General features: G+C 43.6%; 3 protein-coding genes. 2 read left to right on the top strand and 1 reads right to left on the bottom strand.

What is annotated here, in order from left to right; translation table 11 throughout:
- Positions 1 to 157 precede the first annotated feature (157 nt).
- Both VE944_RS19745 and VE944_RS19740 read left to right on the top strand, forming a co-directional pair.
- Positions 158 to 502 carry a hypothetical protein gene (locus tag VE944_RS19745; protein WP_324980645.1) on the top strand — a complete coding sequence of 115 codons (345 nt, stop codon included), beginning with the start codon at positions 158 to 160 and terminating at the stop codon, positions 500 to 502.
- Positions 503 to 869: 367 nt separating this feature from the next.
- Positions 870 to 2,276: a lysophospholipid acyltransferase family protein gene (locus VE944_RS19740; RefSeq protein ID WP_324980643.1), complete on the top strand. Its 1,407-nt coding sequence runs from the start codon at positions 870 to 872 to the stop codon at positions 2,274 to 2,276.
- Positions 2,277 to 2,524: 248 nt separating this feature from the next.
- Here VE944_RS19740 and VE944_RS19735 read toward each other — a convergent pair whose 3' ends face one another.
- On the bottom strand, positions 2,525 to 3,424 hold the full coding sequence (locus VE944_RS19735; protein ID WP_324980640.1) for a hypothetical protein: 900 nt from the start codon (positions 3,422 to 3,424) through the stop codon (positions 2,525 to 2,527).
- Positions 3,425 to 3,637 lie beyond the last annotated feature (213 nt).

Here is a 3,637-nt window from a genome sequence, read left to right as displayed (position 1 = left end):
CTGTCCACATTTGGATTAACAAAATATTATTAGTGGGATAGATTCTTGGCTATACATTTAGACCGATGCAGAAATACGTCTTGAGAGTTTTGCGATCGCCCATAGCGTAAGGTAAAATCATTTTCAATTGTTGAGAATTCGCAAGAGAAAAAAGTTTATGGCAGATAAGTCCGGTCAAGACCCCTCGGAAATCACAGTGGCAACGGTTGATGAAGAACGAAAAGGCACAACTTTCAGAGGTACGGTCATCCTTGGTATAGATCCTGAGGGTGGGGCAGTCGTTTTCTTTAGAGACTTTTTAATTGAAGATTATAAAGGCGAACTTACCGCTTATCTGGCAACAGATGGCGATATAACGAAAAGCATTGATTTAGGCGAACTCGATCATAAAAGCCCCAGTTTTAAGCTGCCAATTCCGCTGGGAACGGATACATTACCCTACAATACAGTCGTGTTGAGCGACAAAAAAAGCAAGAAAAAAATCCTGACGATCAATCTATAAAATTTTTAACTTAGCTCGTAGTTCAGCCAAATTCGATTGCCCTCTTGTATAGAACTCATTTGACATTTTTTGCTGGGGTGCTTGCCTTTGAAGTAAGCCCTTACTTTGCGATCAATGATAGAGCCTGCTTAAACTTGACTGTTTTTTGCAAGAACAGGGATAAAACCAGCTAGCTGCAAGGCTTTTAGTTTCTGGAATAAATATCAAATGGGTTCTATACGACTCCTATTTGATGGGTGAAAAAACTCCCCCTCAACTGGAAAAGGCTGATTCCCTACTCCCTGCCTATCTTAGACTTCTCTTTAGGTTGACGCAAAACCAATATCCCACGTTGTACAATCGCTAGAAATACAATCTGGAGAGCGACTTGCCTAGATCGATTCAGTCTACTCAACCACCATTAAAATTCATTCCCCAACGGTTGAACTCGGTGGTACTCCAGATTGTTCGGTGGTTGCTGCCGATCACACTACGGTTTCGCACTCGTCCTTGGCTAACGGCTGGTATTGTCAGTGTTGAAGCCAAGAATGTTGAGGTATTAGCTGAACTTTATCAACAATTCCAGGCTGGAAAAATTCGCTTTTTGCTGGCATTTCGCCACCCAGAGGTAGAAGATCCCCTGTGTATGCTGTATTTGCTTTCCCGCATTGTGCCAAAGGTTGCTCGTCAGAAAGGTATTACACTCCGATCGCTTGTTCACAGCTATTTTCTCTACGATCGCGGTATGACGGTTTGGGCTGGAAAGTGGCTAGGTTGGTTGTTTTCTCGGATAGGAGGTGTACCGGTTCATCGCGGTAGGCGACTAGATCGGCAAGCTATTCAAACTGCACGGGAGTTGTTTGCTAATGGTGAACTACCGATCGCAGTAGCACCTGAAGGCGGTACAAATGGTCATAGTGGTATTGTTAGCCCCTTAGAACCTGGTGTTGCTCAAATGGGGTTTTGGTGTGTAGAAGACTTGCACAAAGCCAATCGGACTGAGACTGTAATTATTGTACCGATCGCTATCCAGTATCGCTACGTTGAGCCACCTTGGTCTAAACTGGATTGGCTTTTAAGTAAGTTAGAAGCTGATAGTGGCTTATCGCCAATGGAAATTGAGCAAGGCGAGGGCGAAGAGATTTACTATCAACGCCTCTGTAGATTGGCTGAATATCTGATTACCGAGATGGAAGAATTTTATCGTCGCTTCTATCATCAAGATATCCCTAAAGCTATCTCAACTGATGAATCTGCTAGTCCGAATCAGGTATTAATTGCTCGACTCTATCGCTTGCTAGATAAGGCTTTACAAGTTGCCGAGCAATATTTTGGAGTTCAAGCACAGGGAAATCCTATTGATCGCTGTCGCCGCTTAGAAGAGGCTGGCTGGAATTACATATATCGGGAAGATTTGCCAGATATCAATGCTTTACCAGCCTTTAAACGCGGTTTGGCAGACTGGATTGCTCAAGAAGCAGACTTGCGAATGCGCCACATGCGGATAGTGGAAAGTTTTGTTGCTGTCACAGCTACTTATATTCAGGAACAACCGACGGCAGAACGGTTTGCGGAAACAGCTTTGCTTGTATTCGATATGCTTTCTAGAATTCAGGATACAACACTTCCGGGGCGACCTCGGTTAGGTTTGCGAGAGACACAAATCACCGTAGGGGAGCCAATTTCAGTAACCGAACGCTGGAAAAATTGTCAGGGCGATCGCTTGGCGGCTAGACAAGGTGTAAGCGACTTGACAAAAGATTTGCAAATCGCTTTAGAGAAGATGATTGCTTGATCACCTGATATCAAGCTTGTAGGGTGGGCATTATATCATGTCCGCTTGATTGCTTATTAAACTCGAAGAACCCCACCCCGCCAAAGCTACGCTTTGTCTCCCCTCCCCGCAAGCGGGGAGGGGTTGGGGGTGGGGTGTAATGACTGTGGTTAGCATAACTATTTATGCGGACATGATATCATTCGTAAGAAACAAGATCCCCGACTTCTTTAAGAAGTCGGGGATCTGCGGGTTGCAGGATTTCTATATCAAGGAGAACTAGTTTTAGAAACTTCTGGACTGCGAATAATGATATGTCCCTTGTCAGCTTCTTGAATAGCTAACACTGAGGGTAACTCATCAAGTTTTGCATTTGGCGGCAATGCTCGAAACAAATAAATCCAGCCGCCACGTTCTAAAAGTAAGCGCCAGACTCTCGGCTGCTTCGGATTGCTGAGATCATTATCTTCTCTCCGTCGCAAGTCATAGAATAGACCTCGATCGCCAATTATGCGATAACCTTTCAATGACGGATCAGCAAATATATCATCAAGTTTGCGTCCTACAGCAAATTTTTCTTCCGGTGTAATTAACGCTACAACAGGCAAGGTAGAGTTTTGACCCGCGTCTCGTCGGGCATCTGCAATGCCTTGCCAACGAGCTAACCAAAATATCACAATTAATACCCAGGATACTATTACTATTTCATTGACTAGCGATCGCAGAAACTCCACTGAGCGCAGTTGTCCAGAATTAAATTCAGCCAGAGATTTAAGCTGTTTAGCTGTCCATGAGCGTTTATGTTGAGTTGCAGAGATGATGCGATTCACTAACAATTGGTTTGCAGAGACTACCGTATCACTGATGATTTTAATTAACCATAATGTAGCTTGAATTGCGTAGCTTGCCGCCGTAGGCATCGCAGCGATAAAAAAGGCGATCGCAGTTTTGCATATTGCCCAACCATCTCCAAGAAATATTTGCAGGGGAACTATCAAAAAAGACTGTGCAGGTAAGTCGAGAGTATTAACTTCTAGCTGAAAAAAGTAGAAATATGACCAACGGTAAATCCACCCTGCAAAGAAAAGCGCCGCACCCAGCAAGCCAAGTACACTCGTGAATTTACCTAAAATATTGGTTTCTTGGTTGGGGTTGGGAGCTTGAGTCATAGGGGAGATAAAGGAAACAATCTTATAACTTCAAGTTCAGATCCCCGACTTCTTAAAGAAGTCGGGGATCTTTTCTAGTTGTAATTTTACGGAAATTTAGTATCTGCCTTTGAAGTTTAATGAGAAACTTAAACATAGTCAAATATACTGTTAAAGCCATGAAAGCTTTTTTCCAGGGATGGGTTGTGGCAATCTTAGTAATGGCAGCAGCGA

The organism is Nostoc sp. (assembly GCF_035638895.1).
Taxonomy (GTDB): Bacteria; Cyanobacteriota; Cyanobacteriia; order Cyanobacteriales; family Nostocaceae; genus Nostoc.
This window is presented reverse-complemented; position numbering and strand designations above follow the sequence as displayed.